Consider the following 17,590-nt stretch of genomic DNA (forward strand, 5'->3'; position numbering starts at 1 on the left):
CGTTAATTTTTATATATTTTAATATAATTATCTAGTAAATCCAAATAATATTTTTCTCTTTATTTCTATTTAATTATAGGAAAATTTATTGTTAATATCTAAATAGTATTTTAATATTTTACTTTAATTAAATGTATAATTATTAAGTGACTAACAATAAAATAGACTTTGCAAAAAGATTATTTTATATAAAAAAATAAAAAATCATATTATAAAATAGCTTATTTTTAATATGATTTATATGCATATATAATAAATAATCAAGACGTATTTTCTCAATTAGATATAATTTTATTTTATTAAAATTATGATAGATTAATTATAATGATCATGAAAACTTTAAATTATAAATTCTAATTATTAAAATTTATTCTATTCATTTAATCACTCATTAATACATAGTATTTAATTTACTTTTAAATTTAATTTGTTTTCCTTTATTTCCAGTATTAAACTAATATTAATTATTTTTAATATAGAAAGGTGATTATATGAAAATTAAAAGCATTTTAATTCCTATTTTAGTAGGAATAATAATTTTATTATTAATAATTATGTCTTTGGTTATTTATAATAATAATTCTATCCAAAAGCCAATAACTAAAAATGTAGCTTTAAGTGTGAATAAAAACACTTCTTCCCCTACTTCCCCTACATTAAATAATATGGCTAATTCTAATAACCAATTAAGTAATGTAAATAATTCTAATATTTCAAATAATAATGCAAACTCTCAATCAAATACACAAAATTATGATACAAACAATACTTCTACTAATATGGCTCAAAGTACTGGTAATTTTTCAGATATAATTGATGGTAATACATATTTAACAGGAAATATTGAAGGTGATACTATAATTATTCCTTTAAATAACGCTACTATAGTAAATAAGCAACTAATTTTAAACGAATACTATGTAGATAGATTAAATGAAAAATTCACATTAAAAGTAAGCTCTCTTGGAAATAATAATTTTATAATGTATGAATTTTTTAATGGAGTTAATACTGGTATTTTTAATTTAAAAAGTATAAATTCTCAATATAGTTCAACTTTAAGTGGAACTTTTTCAAAACCTGGTTCAAATAAAGTAATTGGAATAAAGTTATCAAGTAATCCAACTGTATCTAAATATCCATTTTTTAAAGGCTATATTAATGGTACTCAAGTAACTTTAATACACTCTTCAAACCCATATGGATTCTCAAATGAATTCTTAGAAAAATATGCAGGAGACAATAATATATTTAACTTAAGCTATATGGCTTCTGGACCAAATAACAATTTTCAATTCCCTTTAGTAGAATCTTTTGATGGTAGAACAACAGGTGAATATGAATTAAATTATATTGATAATTATACTGGATTAAGCGGATTTTATATTAAGGCTCCAGTAACAAAAAATTCTATAAAGTACCCTATCACTTTAACAGGAAGTTATACTCCTTAAATTTATTTATAAGAAAAAGCACTATAAATATTTATAGTGCTTTTTATATTTTTTATTTAAAGTAGTTTTTTATTAAATTTAGTGTATATATTAATTTTGCAATTTATTTGTTCTATATACTTTTCTATCATATAAAAATACGATTAATCCACCTAAAATTATTAAAATATAGCCTATATATTGCATTGGTTTTGGCAATGCTCCAAAGAATACAAATGAAATTATCATTGAAAATATCATTTCTGTATAACCAAATACTGATATTTCTTTTCCTGGTGCATATGTATAAGCTTTTGTAGCACACACTTCTGCTCCAGCTATACAAACTCCACTAAGCATTAATAAGATTAATTGATGAGTTGTAAGTGGAACATAATGAATAATCATAGAAGGAACAGTAAATATAAGTGATACTAAGGCTAGAAAGAAAACTATTGTTTCTGGCTTTTCTTTACTTCTTATTCCTCTTATTATTGTATAAGCTCCTCCTGATAAAACTGCTGATATTATTGCAACTATTACAGGAATCAAACTCATATGATACTTTGCAGATGGTTTAATTATAAACAATACTCCTATAAAAGCTATTACAATAGCTGTAACTTGGATTACGTTTACTCTTTCTTTTAAGAATATAAAAGAAAAAATTATTATAAAAAAGATATTCAAATCTGCAAACATAGTTTCATTTGGAAGTATCATATGTTGAAGTGCATAAAATCCTGCTAAAATTCCTAAAGTTCCAAATGCTCCTCTTAAAACTAATTGAATTCTACTTCCTTTATGGCCTAAAAATGAAGATTTATTTTTAATAATTATAACTATAGATACAACGAATAACATTATATTTCTATAGAAAACTTTTTCTCCTAATGGAATACCTTTAACTTCTTTTATGAAACCATTCATAGCTGCAAAAAAGAGAGCCGATAATATTATTAGAATAATTCCTTTAAATTTATTATACAAGAAAAACTCCTCCTAAATATATTATTCGTCCCCCTTAATTTTCAATATATTCTATCATTTTATTTTTATAATATCAATGATTTTAGGATGTATATATCTATATTTAATATTTTATTCTTTGTAATTTTTCATTATATTTTATTTTTTAAAATTAATATTCTTTTACGAGTATTTTATTTAAATGTAAACTGGAAATAATATTTATTTTCCATAAATACCTATAAGATTTTAACATATTTCTTATTCTTTTTCCTTATTTTTATCTAATTTTAAATTTAAATTTATTTAACTTTTCATGTACTAATTATTTAAATTTAAAATTTCTATTGTAAATAATTTAATTATTTAATGTATATAACAATTAGTAACCTTCATATACTATAATATAAATAAAAGAATTCTTTTATTTTAAAACTAAAGTATTGCATCAAAAAAACTCTAAAAGAGAATTTAACACTTCCCTTTTAGAGTTTAAAAACAATTTAAATCTTATTAATTCTATCTTTTAATTTATAATTTGTTATAATATAACATGTGTAAATAATTATAAATTTATTTAACATATAATATTTTGAAATTATTAATTCAAATCTATTTAGTTTAATTTATTAGAATTACTTTTTTAATTAAAATTACGTATTTATAAGCATTAATAATTGATTTTCAATTTTTATATTTTTAGTTTAAAACTAAATAAATATTTCAAATTTATTATACTTATTTTTCAATTTCTAGGTTATCTAGTGCTTGGTCAAGTAGCAGTTGAACTAGCTTAGATTTACCTATGCCTGACATCTTAGAAACCTTCTCTATTTTTCTAATAGTTTCTTGCTTTAGATAATAGGTAGCTCTTCTAGGTGCTTCAGGCTTTTCTTGTTTCTTTATCTTTATTTTTATTACTCCATCAGTAGTTGTAGTTATTATATCATCTTCTTCTACATAGAAGTCATCATAATCATCATCATACTCTTCTTCTTGAACTACTTTTTTAGGTCTTGGAGATCTCTTTTTTCTAACCTTTTTTTCTTGTTTTTCTTCTAATACTTCTTCTTCTACAGCTTCTATTATTTCAGAATCTACTTCATCTATTGTATCTTCCTCAATCACTTTAGCTACTGGTTCTTCTTTTTTAATTTCTTTTATTACCTCGGGTTTATTTTCCTCAATTACAGGTATCTTTTTTTCCTCTACTACTTCATTTTTTATAGAATCATTTTTTATTTCTTTTGCTGCAACTTTATTATCTTTTTCTGAAATATTTTTCTCTTTTGCATTGTCTTCTTTGATATCTATAACTGCGGTATTAATCTTTTTATCATCATCTTGTGATTTATCTATACTTTGTCTTTCTGCTTTTTTTCTTTTGGCTTGCATTTGAGCTTTTAGCATTTCAAAGTTTTGATTAATATCTTTTTTAGCTTTAGACAACGCGTTCCACCAACCTTTCAAGAACCTTGAAGAACTGTTGTGCGGCTTCTTGATCATACTCAAAAACTGTTTTACCCATTTTTCCTGCTTCAGTTATCTTAACTCTTCTATTAATAGGTTCAGTTACTAAGCCTTCGTCTCCAAAGAATTCGTGAAGGAACATTAAGTTCTCTTTAGCATCCTTTGTTCTTTTATCATACATATTTGGTATTATAAGCGCTATCTTATCAGGAGTAAGTCTTAAATCTGAAAGATATTCATATATACTTCCACAAGCTCTAACTGCTGCTGCTTCTACTTGAACAGGCATTATTATGCTGTCTACATAGCAAAGAACTGCATCATTTATTTTTGTTCTTTGAGGACCACAATCTACTATTACATAATCATAATCCATTTCCTCAAGCCCTTGAAGCTTCTCTGAAAGAACTAAGTCAATTCTAGCCTCTCTATAGAACTCTGAGTTTATTTCTTCAATGTGAGAGTTTGGAAGAAGATCTAAGCCCTCTCTAGCTTCAATTATACATTCATCTATTGTTACTGGATCTCTTCTATTTATTAAATCAAAAAAAGTCTTTTTATAATCTGCTTCTTGTATTCCTAAGAAAAGACTTGAATCATTTTGTCCGTCTAAATCCACTAAAATAACTTTGAAGCCTAGTTTTGCTAATCCATGAGAAAGTTGAACTGCAACAGTACTTTTCCCAACTCCACCTTTATTGTTAAGAACTGCTATCTTCTTCATTTTTCTCCCCCCTTTGAATTTTTACTTATTATACTATTTAGGATATCAAGTCTTGCTTTTCCTAATATTTGTTTAGGTTTTTGAGCTATTTCATCTCCTTTATAGAACTTACTTTTATTAGCTTCTATAACTGAGAATATTTTTTCTTCTAACTCTGCATCTTGCACTTTATTTTGAAAATAAGCATCTATGTAATCTCTTAATGCATATCCAAGCTCTAATTGATTCTTGTAATAAAGTCTTATATCATTTTTTTGCATTTTGTTAACCTACTCCTTTCCGATATAACTACTAATTTTAACTTGATTTTATATTTAAAATTAACCTCTTTTTAACTTCCTTTTACCTTATTTTATACTAAAATCATCTTAGATTCAAATAAAATTTGAATAAATTTTATAACAAATTCAACTAAATTTATACACTTTTTATACCCTATTTCACTTAATTATATACATAATTCACTCTATAACTGACTTTATAACTGTTTCTACCATGTTTTTTTATTTATTTTTTAATCTAATTTTATTTGTAAAAAAATAAGCTATTTTGAAAAAAATTTTTCCAAAATAGCTTATTATAAAATAAATTTAAAAATTTACTTGTTTTATGGGTTAAATAATTATTTTTTCTTTACTTTACATCTGAAGAATGAATTTTTTTCTAATTCAAATGGAGTTTTAATTTTAAATATCATGTTTGGATGTTGACATTCATCTATCTTTTCTCCATCTTCATTATATATTTCTTCAGCTACAAAGCTTTGATCAAATTTTCCTGGTGATAATACTTCTATTACATCACCTTTAACAAATTTATTTCTTTGTCTGCAAAGAGCCATTCCAGTTTCTTTATCATAATCTAAAACTATTGCAGTCATATCATAATCTCTTATATGGAAATTTGTATCATATATTATTCCTTCTTCTTTTGGTTCTTTAAAGAAGAAACCTGTATGATATTTTCTGTGATTTACTTTATATAATTCTTCTTTTAATGCTTCAGGTAACTTATAATTTTCTGGATCTTTATAATAAAGGTCTATTGCCTGTCTATATGCATTAACTATTACTGCAACATAATATTCACTTTTATTTCTTCCTTCTATTTTAAGAGATGAAATACCTGCATTTAATAATTCTGGAAGATGTTCTATCATAGCAAGGTCTTTTGAATTCATTATGTATGTTCCATGACTATCTTCTTCTATTGGGAAGTATTCATTTGGTCTCTTTTCTTCTACTAATGAATATTTCCATCTACAAGATTGTGTACAAGCTCCCATATTAGAATCTCTACCTGCCATAAAGCTTGATAAAAGACATCTTCCTGAATATGATATACACATTGAACCATGTACAAAAGCTTCTAATTCTAATTCAGGATTTATATGTTCTCTCATAGTCTTTATATCTTCTAATGAACATTCTCTTGCTAAAACTACTCTCTCAGCTCCTAAGCTTTCCCATACATTACAAGCTTCATAATTTATTGTATTAGCTTGTGTACTTACATGGATTGCAAGATTAGTATGTTTTTTAACCATTCCTAACACTCCAAGGTCTGATACAAGTACAGCATCAATTCCTACTTCTTCTAATTGCTTTAAAAATTTAGGCATTTGCTCTAAGTCTTCATTTTTTGGCATTACATTTATAGTACAATATAATTTTTTTCCTAAGCTATGAGCAAATTCTGCTCCTTCTTTCATTTCTTCATAAGAAAAGTTTTGTGCAGCAGCTCTAAGCGAAAAATCTTTTCCTCCAAAATAAACTGCATCTGCTCCATATTGGAATGCTATTTTTAATTTTTCTAAACTTCCAGCTGGTGCTAAAAGCTCTGGCTTTTTATATTTTATTGTCATTAGCTTTCTTCCTCACTTTTTAAAATAATTTCTACAAAACATTATAAACAGAACTTTTACAATTTACAAGAAAGTTAATAAGATAACTAAATTAATGTTTTCTAATTAAATATTATTTTTTTATTATATATTTTTAATTTTTATAATTTCTAATATTTTTTCAAAAAATAAAGGACACCTTCTGGTGTCCTTTTATTTATTAAATCCCTAGTGGTATACCTAGAGTGAAGAAACCTATTAATAATATTGTCCAACAAATTATGAATCCAATTGAATATGGAGTCATTAATCTTATCATATCACCTAATGTATATTCTGGTTTGTATTTTCTCATGAACACTAGGATAATTCCCGCATATGACATAAGAGGTGATATTACATTTGTAGATGAATCTGCAAGTCTATATGCTGCTGCAACTACATCTGGAGTAAGGTCTGGATTTACACTGAAAAGCATTGGTATAAATATTGGTCCTAATAACATCCATTTTGAAGTTAATCCACCAACAAAAAGGTTTATTATTGCTGTTACAATTATAAATCCTATTAATAATAATACTGGGTATTTACTTAATCCTAAGCTTTGTAAGAAAGAAGCTCCAAGATAAGTAATATAAGTTCCTATATTTGAATAGCTAAGTAATGCTAAGAAGTTATATGAGAAGAAAGTAAGAACTAATACATATCCCATTCCACTCATTTGCTTACTCATTGCTTTTACTATATCCATTGCATTATTAAATTTACCAACTTTTTTACCAAAGAATAATCCTGGTAAGAAAAATGCAAATGTTATAAATAAGATTATGTTATCCATAATTGGATTAACTGCTGCACCTTTGTCATTAACATAAGGATGAAGTGGCCCAACATATAATATAGCTATTATTCCTAAAGCTAATACAAGCCCTAATAATGCATTCTTTAATGCTTTATTTTCTTCTGGTTTAACAGCAAAGTTTTCTGCATCAAAATCTTCTGGTATAACATATGATTCTTTTTCAAGTCTTGGTTTTATAAATTTAGCTGTTATAAAATAACCTACTACTGATAAAAGTACTGTTGAAGCAAGTATAAATATATAGTTCATTGTTGCAGGGTTTAAAGCTTGTCCAGATGCTGAAACAAATGGTACTCCTTGACCTTCTGCAAATATTTTAGCATTATTTCCCACTAATACATCTATTGGAGTTCCTGGTATTAAGTTAGCACTAAATCCAGCAGATACTCCAGCAAAAGCTGCAGCCATACCTATTAAAGGATTTTTCTTAAGTCCTACATAAAGCATACCAGCAAGTGGAATAAGAATGATGTATCCAGCATCTGTAGCTATACTACTCATAATTCCTAAGAATACTAAAACTACTGGTAAAAACTTATCTGAAACCTTTAATCCAACTTTTTTGATTATTGTACTTAAAAGTCCTGATTCTTCAGCAAGTCCAACTCCAAGCATTACTATAAGGATAGTTCCTAAAACTCCTCCACCATATGCAAGCCAGTTGTTTAATAATGCATTATCAAATATCCATCTAAAATTTTCTGGAGTTAACATATTTTTTATTTCGTGAACTATGTTTCCTCCATCTGCTCCTAAAGTTTCAAATTGCATTCCACCCATAAATAAAGTTAAAGTAAATACTAAAGCATATAATCCCATAAATATAATTACCGGATCTGGGATTTTCTTTCCTACTTTCTCTATGAACGATTCTTTTTTAGGCTTTTCTGACACATTAGTCACTTTTTTTTGTTTTAATTTTGTGCTCATAAATTCTTCCCCCTTGTTGTTAAATAAACTGTCCCCGTTAACACTTTATTAATATTTGTATTTATTATATCATCTTTCTATATATTTTTAACTACAAAATCAAAATTCGATTATTTTTTCATTATTTATCATATATAGGGAAGTATTACATAATTTTTTTGATTATTTATTAAAAATTTATATACTTTATTGAAATTATGTTATTTTAATTTTTCTTGCATGTCTTTTATTTAAATACATTTTTAAATTTATGTCTTTTCAGAATAAACAAATTAATGTTTTTTTGTTAAAAAATCACTTTTTTAATTTGATTATATTAAAAACTAAAATTTTTATAATTATTTTTTTATAAGTATTTTAAAAATGTAATTTTCATATTGCACCATTAACTAAATAAAATTTAATCATTTAAATTTATAAAAATAACTTTGAGAAGAATACTTTTTAGTTTATCTTGATCTTACCATTTAAATGTATAAAAAAATAACCATTAAGACTAAGTCTTAATGGTTATTTAATATAAGTAGTGAAAATTTAATTTATTGAGTAAGTTTGTCGTTTATAAAATATTTTCAATATAAATTCCGATTTGGGCTAGAAATTTATATTTACTTTAATTTAGTTTTTTCTTATTTATCTTCTTTTTTCCAGCTTGGTTTTTTACAAGCATAAATTATTAGTGGAATTATGAATACAACTAATGAAGCTATTACTTGGAATGCAATATATGCTCCACCGTGTCCTGGTCCAACTGCTGTTGGTGGGATTAAACTTGCAATGATAGTTAATGTAACACCAATTAAAGCAAGGATTGATACAAACCACATTGTTCCCATTCCACCTAATTTAAATGGTCTGTCTAATTCTGGTTTAGAATATCTTAATTTGATAATTGCGAATATCATTAAGATGTATGCTAAACAGTAAATTATTGTAGTAGTTATAGTGATTATTAAGAACGCAGTATTTACGTTTGGTACTATAACATATACAAATGCTATTAATGAAATAACAATAGCTTGAATTAGTACGAAAGTAACAGGTACTCCTCTTTTGTTTCTTTTTTGGAATACTCTTGGTAATAAACCTTCTTCAGCAACTGCTATCATAGCTTTTGATGGTCCAAGAACCCAAGCAGATAATTGTGCTAATATACCAATAGCAATCATCCATCCTATGATATTTGTGAATATCATTGGAATTCCTAAAGCTTTAAAGTATATTGAGAATGGTTGTAAGATGTTTGAGAATTCCATTTTTCCATTAGGTACTGCATTTGCCATAGTTAAACCAGTTACAAGGTTAAGAATTATAATTATAACTAAAGTAATAATTATTGCAACTGGATAGTTCTTCTTAGGATTATCAATATTGTTTGCGTGAACTGAAGAAATTTCAATACCAGCAAATATAAAGATAATAGCTGAGAATAAGTTTAATGTTCCACCTTCATGGAAGTTTGGTAACACTTTACTAGCTGAGAATCCACCTGCTAAGTAACCATCTGGGTTAATTCCTACTTTTGCTAAGTAAGCTATTCCTAAGATGATTAATAAAATAAATGGAATGTAAACACCAATTATTGCTCCCCAGTTACCAACAACTTTAACCATGTCAAATTTCATGTTAAGTAAAGTTACTAACCAGTATCCAACTAATATACATACGAATACGAAATAGTTGTTTTGAGCAAGTTTTGGACTACCAACACCGTATCCAAGCATAACTCCAATTGTTGAAGCTATCATAACCATTCCGAAAAACATTTGAACCCATAGTAACCATGAAGTTACGAAACCAAATCTTTCTCCGAATGCCTCAGAAACCCAAACTTGAGGACCTCCTTCTTTTGGATATGCAGTTGCAAGCTCTGCTGCTATTAATGCTATTGGAATAGCAAATAATATAACTGCTGCGATAAGATAAGAAATTTGTGACCAACCTGTTGCAGCTAGTGTAGGAACACTTCTAACTGTACCAAAGAAAGCCATAGTAATACCAACTAGTTGTACTAAACTAAGTTTTTTTGTGTTATCCATAATAACGACATCCTTTCTCACTCTATATTTTGTTTTTAATTTTTAAAGGTTTTTCCTCGGAAATCCTTTATGCAATTTATTATATAGAGAAAACTAACTTAGTCTAAATTGCAAAATATATATTTTTTATAAAGTTAATACATTTACATACTAAATATATCAGTAAATTTTAATAAGTATTATCATATTGATAATTTATATTTAACTATATTAACATTTTTTTATTAAGTCACCGTAGTTTTAAACTTTTAGTTACTTTTATAAAATTAATGTTAACATTAGTTTCAAAACTATATTTTTTCTTCTTTTTATTAAAAATTATTTTATATTATTAACTTTTTATCGTTATTATTAATTTTTTATTTCTATTTTTTCAATGTTTATTAAAAGAAAATAAGTATATTTAAGGAATTATAGTCTTTATTTTCTTTCTATTAATTATTTTAATATTAAATTTATATTTTTAATCAATTTTAGAAATCTATAATATATGATATAATATTTTGATATTTTAAGAATTGGAGATTTTTTATGACAGTAGGAATTAGTAAACAAGATGAAATTTTATACCTTAATAAAACTTTAGATACTATAAAAGAGCTTTTAGATAAATTTGGTGATTCTTCTTATGAAAGAAGTAATGATATAAAATCTGATAGAAGGCTTCTTTGGGATAGTATAAAAGAACTTGACGAAATTGAAGTTCAACATTTCAATCAAAACCTTGCCATGCAAGAAAAATTATATTTAAATAACATAGAAAAAATTAAAACTCTTAGAAATCAATTAAACTCTCCTTATTTTGCGAGAATTGATTTTAAAGAAGAAGGTGAAAGTCCTGAAAGCATATACATAGGTATAGCAAGTGTTATAAAAGATGATTTTGATTTTCTTGTACTTGATTGGCGTTCTCCTATTTCAAATATGTTTTATGACTATGAAATGGGTCCTGCATCTTATACAACTCCAAATGGAGAAATTAAAGGTGAAATAGTTTTAAATAGACAATATAACATAAAAAATGGAGAAATAAAGTTTATTCATGAAAGTAATTCATCAATCCATGATGAAGCTCTTTTAAGTGTATTAGGTTCTAATACATCAGATAAAATGAAAAATATTGTTTCTTCTATTCAAAAAAAGCAAAATGAAATTATAAGAAATGATAAAACAAAAGTTCTTTTAATTCAAGGAGTTGCAGGTTCTGGTAAAACTTCAATTGCAATGCATAGAGCTGCTTTTCTTTTATATAAATACAGAAAAACATTAAAGGCTGAAAATATATTAATTTTTTCTCCTAATGATGTGTTTAGTGAATATATTTCAGATGTATTACCTGGACTTGGAGAAAGTAATATAAGTGAAACAACACTTGAAGATTTTTATAAAAGTTTTCTTCCTAGTATTTATAATTATGAAAAGAAAAATGATTATCTTGAATATATTTATTCAGAAGATACTAAAGAAAAAGCTTTACGTGAAAAAGCTATGAGATTTAAAAATAGCTTAGAATTTTCTAAAATCCTTGAAGACTTTGCAAATAAACTTCCTAATATGCTGATTCAATTTAAGGATATTATATTTGATAACAAAGTAATAATTTCTAAAAAGAAAGTTTCAGAGGTATTCCTTAATAAATTTAAAAATGTTCCTTTTATAGATAGAATAGAATCTCTTAAAGGAAATCTTTTTGCACAAGTTGAAACTAAATACTTTGTTCAAGCTAAAAATAAAAATGCTTCTGATTTTGGATATAATCCTTTTGACCATGGAAATAACATTCAAAGCTATTTAAAAGAGGAAGTTTCAAAACAAGTTGAGTCTATGATAGAAACTATAAATCCTGTAACTATATATACTTATTTATGGAGAGATATTTCTAAATATACTAAGTTAGATATAGATGATATATGTGATTTTACTATAAAAAATATTGGAGATATGAATATTCTTTTTGAAGATATAATTCCTATACTTTACTTGAGAATGCATATGGATGGATTTAAAAACTATAAAAATATAAAACATTTAATTATAGATGAATGTCAAGATTATAGTCCTCTTTTCTATAAGATAATAAGTAAATCATTTAAAAATGCTACATTTACTATACTTGGAGATATAAATCAAAAAATATCTAATGATACTAATATAGATAAAAAAGAAGATATAGAAGTTATATTTGGTGAAGATAATACACAAATAGTTTCACTTACTAAGAGCTATCGTTCAACCTTTAATATTACTGAATTCTCTAAAAATATATTAGAATTTGGGGAGCCAATTGAAGGTGTAGAAAGACAAGGAATGGAACCACAAGTATTAGAAAATGTAAATATAGAAGAGACTATTTTAGAAAAACTAAAAGAAATTAAAGAATCTGGTTTTGAATCTATTGCAATAATACCTAAAACAGCAGAAAAATCTAAAGAATTATTTAATCTTCTTAAAGATAAAATAGAAGATTTAAATTTAATAATAGATGATAACAGCCACTACTCAAAAGGAATTTCAATAATTCCTTCATATATTGCAAAAGGATTAGAGTTTGACTCTGTTATAGTACCAGATTGTGATAAAACTTATTCAAAAGATAGCGAACGTAATCTTTTATATACAGTTTGTACAAGAGCATTACACAGCCTTTATCTTTTAAGTAGTTCAGAAAAATCAAGATTATTATAAAACAAAAAGCTTTGAAATTAAAATTTCAAAGCTTTTTATCTAATCAAACAATTTAATTATCTCTTCTTCACTAAGTCTTTTAAGACCTTTACCATCCATCTCTTTCCCATCCATAAGACTTTGAATTAAATCTTTTTTATCCTCTTGCATAAGTACAATCTTCTCTTCTATTGTATCTTTAGCTACAAGTTTTATAACTTTAACAGTGTTTTTTTGTCCAAATCTATGAGCTCTATCTGTTGCTTGGTCTTCAATTGCAGGATTCCACCATGGGTCAAAATGTATTACTACACTTGCTGAAGTTAAATTTAATCCTACTCCACCAGCTTTTAAGGATATTAAAAATACTTTTATATCATCATTTTCATTAAAGTTCTTTACCATTTCTACTCTATTTTTTGCAGAGGTTGATCCATCTAAATATAAATAATTTACTCCACTAGTCTTAAAATCATCTTCTATTTTCTTTAATACTGAAGTAAATTGAGAAAATAATAATATTTTATTTCCAGCTTTTTGCTCCTCTTCAACTAACTCTTTTACTATATTTAATTTAGCACTTTTCCCTATATAATCCTGTATAACAAGAGAAGGGTCTAAACATAGTTCTCTAAGCTTTGTAAGATATGCAAATAGATTAACCTTATCTCTTGAAGTTTCTATCTTCATCTTAACTTCTTTTATATAGGATTTATAAATTTGCTTTTGTTTTGAATTAAGTTCTACTAAATATTTCTTTTCAACTTTACTTGGTAATTCATCTAAAACATCTGACTTAACCCTTCTTAATATAAATGGTGTTATTAATGTTTTTAGCTCTGCTAAATCACTATTCCCAACAAATCTTTCTTTAAATCTTTCTTTTGTAAACAAATATCCTGGCATAACAAAATCAAATATTGACCATAATTCCATTAAATTATTTTCTATTGGAGTTCCTGTTAATGCAATATTACATCTTGATTTTATTTTTTTAACTGAAATAGTCGCTTGTGCTAAATGATTTTTTATATTTTGAGCTTCATCTTATGTGTAAAGACTTTTTTGTATTTTTTTATTTTTTATTAATATAACTAGCTTAATACTACTTTTATTTTTGTATTTTTTATATTGTATTTTTTCAAACAAAAATATCAAAAAAGTGATTTCAACTTTATAAAATAACCTTCATTTTTAGTACTAATATCAATATTTATATAAATATAGCAGCCCTCTAAAACCAAGGCCTGCTATTTTCTTACATAATATTTTTAATATATTTAATCCAAATCTCTTTTGCCATCTCTTTTGCATCCATTAGCTTATTACTTACTAAAAAATTCATAAGCATTTTTAATTTAAGTTCTTTATTCTCATCTATTTCACAGTTGATAATTTCATTCATACTTCCATCATCATTCTCATTAATCCAATTTCCTGACGATATACATATAGAATTTTCTCTCATTCCCATAGATGATCCAAGCCATATTTTCAAACCAGTCACAAGTGTTCCATTTACAAATGTTTTTATAATTGCTTTTCTTGCAGTTATTTCTTCAAGTTCATAACTAAAGTTTTGATTTATTTCTTCAGATTTACTTAGCAATGACTTAAATATTCCTAAGATATCATTATAGCACCTTTTCATAAATTCGTTTTTTTCTATATCTGTAACTTCTTTCACTTTAGGTATTAATAAATCATCTAGCTCCATAGTAATATCATTATTGCTTCTAGTATTATCAACTATACTTTTTTTGGGTACTAAATTGGGTATTTCACCAATTGGTTCCATATTATACAATGGAACATTATATATCTTATATATTAATTCCTCTAGCTTTTCATCAAAATTGCTTTCATTTGAAAAATCTATAGCATATACATCTCTTATATGATATGGAAATACCTTTGTATAATCTCCTTTATGTCTCATTATAAATATTAACTTATTAAGATTATTTTTTATATCTGGAATAGTTAACATTGTTTCAAATCCTACTCCACCTTGAAATCCATCTGATTTTTTTGCGTATTCTTCTGTTAATACGATAACCACATAATCACTATCTTTAATGTTCTTAATCATCATTTGATTAAGATTAACCGTCCCTTGCTGTGTTTCAAACAAATCCATTGTTGCTACAATACCTTTTTTCCTTAACTCATTTGTTAACTCTACTACCCATTGTTGGTGTTCTATGCTATCTCAACTATAACTTATGAATGCTGTTGGATTTTTCATATTCACTATTTATTCACCCCTAAACCTTTCTATTGTACTCCCAATGCTTTAAATACAGCATCTTCTGTACTGCTGTAAAACATAATTTAAAATTTTGCAAATAATTCTGGTGGAACTAAAGGTATATCTGCTGCATTTTCCATTGGTAAAAGAACTTTTTTAGCTCCTGCATCAAAGCATACTTGCAGTGTATTTGCTAAATTTTCAACTTTATTTATTGTTCCACCAATACTTACTGAACCTAATATAGCAAGTTGGCTTTGTACGGGTTTTACTAAAGCTCCTGAGCACATCAAGAGAAAGACTAGATGTCATCCCTACTCCATTTACATATTGTATATGCATAAGATAGTCTTTTACTGTTGTTGATATTGAAGCGCTAATATTTCTACTATTATCCTTAAAGTATCTAAATGCTGTATCAATACTTTCCTTAGCCTCTCTATCATATCCAAGTCCAGTCTTTTCAAACTTACTTGTTCCTCCAACAACTTCTAATTTATATACACCAATCATTCCAGAATCACCAACTCCAATAATATAAACGTGTCATGCCTTTGAGGTACCTTCTGGTATTAATGATCCACTACCTTGTTCTGGTACTGATATAAACTCTTCTTCCATTGTCTCATTGTCTATATAAGAAAAATGTACATCGTAGAATTCCATTCCCCATATTTTCTTTAATTGTTCTTTAACTCTTCTACGACCTACCAAAGCATATCTTAATATTTCTTTAATATCTTCCTTTGTATATTCTCCGTGAGGGTATAACAATTTCACTAAGCCTGATACGGTCTTTCTTACTGCTATAACATCTCTTTGATTTAAGTTATTTCCTAATTTAAAAAACTTATCTACAACATCCCCAAAGGTAGTTTTTCTCATATCTCTTAAATATTCTGCAAGATAATCTGTTATAAATCCAAAACTATCCGTAATAAATTCTGGTCTCATTTTAGGGACTTCCCAACCTGGTAAATAGTAATGCATTCTATCAAAGAAGGCGCTATCATAAGCCATAGCCTCTGGGAATGGTTCAAATAAATGTGAAGTCTTTAAAAGAACATCTACACTTTGATTTATATTTCCTACGAAAACCATTGAGGCAGATGCTGCCTTTTCTTCTTTACCTCTTGCAAAGGATCCTGAAGCCATATAATCCTTCATTATTTGAATACAATCTTTATCTTTAAATGTTATACCTGCAACTTCATCAAAGGCTACTGTGTCCCACATTCCAACAAGTCCAATTTTTCTTTGAGACATATTATAAAATAAGTTTGCTACAGTTGTTTGACCACCTGAAACTAATATAGAGTTTGGTGATATTTCTTTATATAAATGTGATTTACCTGTTCATCTTGGTCCTAGTTCGCACATATTATAATTATTTTCACATAAAGGAACCATTCTAAGTAACATATGCCACTTAACCTTATTTTCTAATTGTGTTGGCTCCATTCCTATACTTCTAATAAGTATATCTATCCACTCTTCTTTACTAAACTGCTTTCTGCCTTCTACTAATTCATCCATATCCATATTTGGCATTTGAATAGGTGTAACAGAATCTATAATAAACGGATTTTGATCTATTACTCCATCTTCATAAAAGTATTGCAGTTTTACAATACACCATATTCCTCCACCTAAAAGTTTTTCATAATCTTTAACATAGTTAGCACTTATCTCAACGTTTTTTAAACCTAAGTTTGAAAACTCTGCTACATATATATCCTTTTTTTCATTAAGTTTAACTGTTAATTTATCTATAACAGTATACCTACTCATTTCTCTAATTTTAGACTTAATCTTTTCTGCTTCATCTGGTCTAACAAAGTTATCTGCTAATATGTTTTTAACTCTTTCTACTCCTGCATTAATACTATCTTCATCATCAGTAGCACAATACATACCCAAAAGATATTCAAGTACATATATAGGTACATTTGCGCCTTGCTTTAACTTTTGTGTTAAATCTTTTCTAACAACCTTACCAGCAAAATGCTGATTAAGTTTCATACTTAATTCATCCATGCTCTCCACCATCCATAGTTTTATAAAAAAATATTAAGAACTCTATTTTCTTGTCTTTTCTAAATTCTCTTTAACTTCTTTAACTGTCATACCTTTCCCATTAAGTCTTTCTTCTTCTGCTATACGTATTCGTTCCTTTAATTTTAGAATCTCTTCATTTTCTAATTGATTTATTATTGGACTATTATCTTCTCCATATATAGAATTCTCTACCTCAACTCGTGATATATCATCTATATTGTACATATTATCTATTTCACTAAATGAATTAATTATTATTTTTGTATTTGTTCCTGATTTAAAGTAAATAGTAACCAACATTTTTATTCCTCCATTCTACATAAATCAAAATACGATTACTATAAAAA

General features: G+C 26.3%; 11 protein-coding genes and 2 pseudogenes. 2 read left to right on the forward strand and 11 right to left on the reverse strand.

What is annotated here, in order from left to right; all coding sequences use genetic code 11:
- Positions 1 to 491: 491 nt before the first annotated feature.
- Positions 492 to 1,454, forward strand: coding sequence for a hypothetical protein (locus HMPREF1092_RS14270; protein WP_002599375.1), 963 nt, complete (start codon positions 492 to 494; stop codon positions 1,452 to 1,454).
- Between the two features lie 90 nt (positions 1,455 to 1,544).
- On the opposite strand, the gene HMPREF1092_RS14275 is transcribed toward HMPREF1092_RS14270, so the two are convergent.
- The 7 genes from HMPREF1092_RS14275 to tyrP form a co-directional block, all read right to left on the reverse strand.
- Positions 1,545 to 2,423: a DMT family transporter gene (locus HMPREF1092_RS14275; protein ID WP_002599376.1), complete on the reverse strand. Its 879-nt coding sequence runs from the start codon at positions 2,421 to 2,423 to the stop codon at positions 1,545 to 1,547.
- Positions 2,424 to 3,140: 717 nt separating this feature from the next.
- Entirely contained in the window at positions 3,141 to 3,908 is a 768-nt protein-coding gene (locus HMPREF1092_RS16635) for a hypothetical protein (RefSeq protein WP_207637639.1), read from the reverse strand.
- Entirely contained in the window at positions 3,844 to 4,596 is a 753-nt protein-coding gene (locus HMPREF1092_RS14285; protein ID WP_002599378.1) for a ParA family protein, read from the reverse strand. Before HMPREF1092_RS14285 ends, HMPREF1092_RS16635 begins: the two co-directional genes overlap by 65 nt.
- Entirely contained in the window at positions 4,593 to 4,856 is a 264-nt protein-coding gene (locus tag HMPREF1092_RS14290) for a TIGR04540 family protein (RefSeq protein ID WP_002599379.1), read from the reverse strand. Before HMPREF1092_RS14290 ends, HMPREF1092_RS14285 begins: the two co-directional genes overlap by 4 nt.
- 362 nt (positions 4,857 to 5,218) lie before the next feature.
- Positions 5,219 to 6,460 (reverse strand): peptidase U32 family protein, encoded by a 1,242-nt coding sequence (locus HMPREF1092_RS14295; protein WP_002599380.1) that lies wholly within the window; start codon positions 6,458 to 6,460, stop codon positions 5,219 to 5,221.
- Between the two features lie 199 nt (positions 6,461 to 6,659).
- Positions 6,660 to 8,231, reverse strand: a complete 1,572-nt coding sequence (locus HMPREF1092_RS14300) for an AbgT family transporter (protein ID WP_002599381.1) — start codon at positions 8,229 to 8,231, stop codon at positions 6,660 to 6,662.
- Positions 8,232 to 8,860: 629 nt separating this feature from the next.
- On the reverse strand, positions 8,861 to 10,270 hold the full coding sequence (gene tyrP / locus HMPREF1092_RS14305; protein ID WP_002599382.1) for a tyrosine-tyramine antiporter: 1,410 nt from the start codon (positions 10,268 to 10,270) through the stop codon (positions 8,861 to 8,863).
- Positions 10,271 to 10,801: 531 nt separating this feature from the next.
- Between tyrP and HMPREF1092_RS14310 the strand changes: the two genes are divergently transcribed.
- Entirely contained in the window at positions 10,802 to 12,955 is a 2,154-nt protein-coding gene (locus HMPREF1092_RS14310) for a HelD family protein (RefSeq protein ID WP_002599383.1), read from the forward strand.
- Between the two features lie 39 nt (positions 12,956 to 12,994).
- Here HMPREF1092_RS14310 and HMPREF1092_RS14315 read toward each other — a convergent pair.
- The 4 genes and pseudogenes from HMPREF1092_RS14315 to HMPREF1092_RS14330 form a co-directional block, all read right to left on the reverse strand.
- Positions 12,995 to 13,981: pseudogene (locus HMPREF1092_RS14315) on the reverse strand (DEAD/DEAH box helicase); the annotation flags it as partial.
- 211 nt (positions 13,982 to 14,192) lie between these two features.
- Positions 14,193 to 15,140: a toll/interleukin-1 receptor domain-containing protein gene (locus tag HMPREF1092_RS14320; protein WP_144054970.1), complete on the reverse strand. Its 948-nt coding sequence runs from the start codon at positions 15,138 to 15,140 to the stop codon at positions 14,193 to 14,195.
- Positions 15,141 to 15,268: 128 nt separating this feature from the next.
- Positions 15,269 to 17,222 (reverse strand): annotated as a pseudogene (gene brxL, locus HMPREF1092_RS14325) (protease Lon-related BREX system protein BrxL).
- 42 nt (positions 17,223 to 17,264) lie between these two features.
- Positions 17,265 to 17,543 (reverse strand): hypothetical protein, encoded by a 279-nt coding sequence (locus HMPREF1092_RS14330; RefSeq protein ID WP_002599389.1) that lies wholly within the window; start codon positions 17,541 to 17,543, stop codon positions 17,265 to 17,267.
- Positions 17,544 to 17,590 lie beyond the last annotated feature (47 nt).

It is taken from the genome of Clostridium thermobutyricum, from assembly GCF_000371465.1.
Classification (GTDB): domain Bacteria; phylum Bacillota; class Clostridia; order Clostridiales; family Clostridiaceae; genus Clostridium; species Clostridium thermobutyricum.

Excerpts from the sequence above, each read along its gene's own strand:
- HMPREF1092_RS14290 (WP_002599379.1), bottom strand. The coding sequence starts at position 4,856 with ATGCAAAAAAATGATATAAGACTTTATTACAAGAATCAATTAGAGCTT.
- HMPREF1092_RS14330 (WP_002599389.1), bottom strand. The coding sequence starts at position 17,543 with ATGTTGGTTACTATTTACTTTAAATCAGGAACAAATACAAAAATAATA.
- HMPREF1092_RS14270 (WP_002599375.1), top strand. The coding sequence starts at position 492 with ATGAAAATTAAAAGCATTTTAATTCCTATTTTAGTAGGAATAATAATT.
- HMPREF1092_RS14300 (WP_002599381.1), bottom strand. The coding sequence starts at position 8,231 with ATGAGCACAAAATTAAAACAAAAAAAAGTGACTAATGTGTCAGAAAAG.
- HMPREF1092_RS16635 (WP_207637639.1), bottom strand. The coding sequence starts at position 3,908 with ATGATCAAGAAGCCGCACAACAGTTCTTCAAGGTTCTTGAAAGGTTGG.
- HMPREF1092_RS14295 (WP_002599380.1), bottom strand. The coding sequence starts at position 6,460 with ATGACAATAAAATATAAAAAGCCAGAGCTTTTAGCACCAGCTGGAAGT.
- HMPREF1092_RS14310 (WP_002599383.1), top strand. The coding sequence starts at position 10,802 with ATGACAGTAGGAATTAGTAAACAAGATGAAATTTTATACCTTAATAAA.
- HMPREF1092_RS14285 (WP_002599378.1), bottom strand. The coding sequence starts at position 4,596 with ATGAAGAAGATAGCAGTTCTTAACAATAAAGGTGGAGTTGGGAAAAGT.
- tyrP (WP_002599382.1), bottom strand. The coding sequence starts at position 10,270 with ATGGATAACACAAAAAAACTTAGTTTAGTACAACTAGTTGGTATTACT.